The organism is Arthrobacter sp. TMN-49 (assembly GCF_054511095.1).
Map to the genome: position 1 here is coordinate 1 of NZ_JBTNDH010000073.1, position 1,840 is coordinate 1,840.

Sequence of the window (1,840 nt, forward strand, 5' to 3'; positions counted from 1 at the left end):
TTGTTGTTTGAGAACTCAATAGTGTGCCAAGTTTTATTGATACCAATTTATTTATATTGAATTGGTTATTTGGTTTTGTTGTTGCCGCCCCTGTGGTGACGGCGAGACCGTTTAGCTGGTTTCGAATTTAGTGCATGCTTTCATCACCTTTTTCCGGTGTGTTGGTGTGTGTCTGTTTAGTTATTAACGGAGAGTTTGATCCTGGCTCAGGATGAACGCTGGCGGCGTGCTTAACACATGCAAGTCGAACGATGAACCCCGCTTGCGGGGGGATTAGTGGCGAACGGGTGAGTAACACGTGAGTAACCTGCCCTTAACTCTGGGATAAGCCTTGGAAACGAGGTCTAATACTGGATATTGACTTTACCTCGCATGGGGTTTTGTTGAAAGATTTATTGGTTTTGGATGGACTCGCGGCCTATCAGCTTGTTGGTGAGGTAATGGCTCACCAAGGCGACGACGGGTAGCCGGCCTGAGAGGGTGACCGGCCACACTGGGACTGAGACACGGCCCAGACTCCTACGGGAGGCAGCAGTGGGGAATATTGCACAATGGGCGAAAGCCTGATGCAGCGACGCCGCGTGAGGGATGACGGCCTTCGGGTTGTAAACCTCTTTCAGTAGGGAACAAGGCCAGCATTTTTGTTGGTTGAGGGTACTTGCAGAAGAAGCGCCGGCTAACTACGTGCCAGCAGCCGCGGTAATACGTAGGGCGCAAGCGTTATCCGGAATTATTGGGCGTAAAGAGCTCGTAGGCGGTTTGTCGCGTCTGCCGTGAAAGTCCGGGGCTCAACCCCGGATCTGCGGTGGGTACGGGCAGACTAGAGTGATGTAGGGGAGACTGGAATTCCTGGTGTAGCGGTGAAATGCGCAGATATCAGGAGGAACACCGATGGCGAAGGCAGGTCTCTGGGCATTAACTGACGCTGAGGAGCGAAAGCATGGGGAGCGAACAGGATTAGATACCCTGGTAGTCCATGCCGTAAACGTTGGGCACTAGGTGTGGGGGACATTCCACGTTTTCCGCGCCGTAGCTAACGCATTAAGTGCCCCGCCTGGGGAGTACGGCCGCAAGGCTAAAACTCAAAGGAATTGACGGGGGCCCGCACAAGCGGCGGAGCATGCGGATTAATTCGATGCAACGCGAAGAACCTTACCAAGGCTTGACATGAACCGGAAATACCTGGAAACAGGTGCCCCGCTTGCGGTCGGTTTACAGGTGGTGCATGGTTGTCGTCAGCTCGTGTCGTGAGATGTTGGGTTAAGTCCCGCAACGAGCGCAACCCTCGTTCTATGTTGCCAGCACGTTATGGTGGGGACTCATAGGAGACTGCCGGGGTCAACTCGGAGGAAGGTGAGGACGACGTCAAATCATCATGCCCCTTATGTCTTGGGCTTCACGCATGCTACAATGGCCGGTACAATGGGTTGCGATACTGTGAGGTGGAGCTAATCCCAAAAAGCCGGTCTCAGTTCGGATTGGGGTCTGCAACTCGACCCCATGAAGTCGGAGTCGCTAGTAATCGCAGATCAGCAACGCTGCGGTGAATACGTTCCCGGGCCTTGTACACACCGCCCGTCAAGTCACGAAAGTTGGTAACACCCGAAGCCGGTGGCCTAACCCCCTTGTGGGGAGGGAGCTGTCGAAGGTGGGACTGGCGATTGGGACTAAGTCGTAACAAGGTAGCCGTACCGGAAGGTGCGGCTGGATCACCTCCTTTCTAAGGAGCACCAAACACCACGAGGCGACCCGCATGGGTTGTGTTGGTGGTGTGAGGAGTAAAGACTCATTGCGAGAACGATTGTTTCTCGGTGAGTTGCTCAAGGGTGGAATATCAATA

At 53.9% G+C, this 1,840-nt stretch carries 1 rRNA gene; it reads left to right on the top strand.

Annotation, left to right across the window (positions count from 1 at the left end):
* Positions 1–183 precede the first annotated feature (183 nt).
* Positions 184–1,720: ribosomal RNA gene (locus ACX80E_RS17150) — 16S ribosomal RNA — on the top strand.
* Positions 1,721–1,840: the final 120 nt, after the last annotated feature.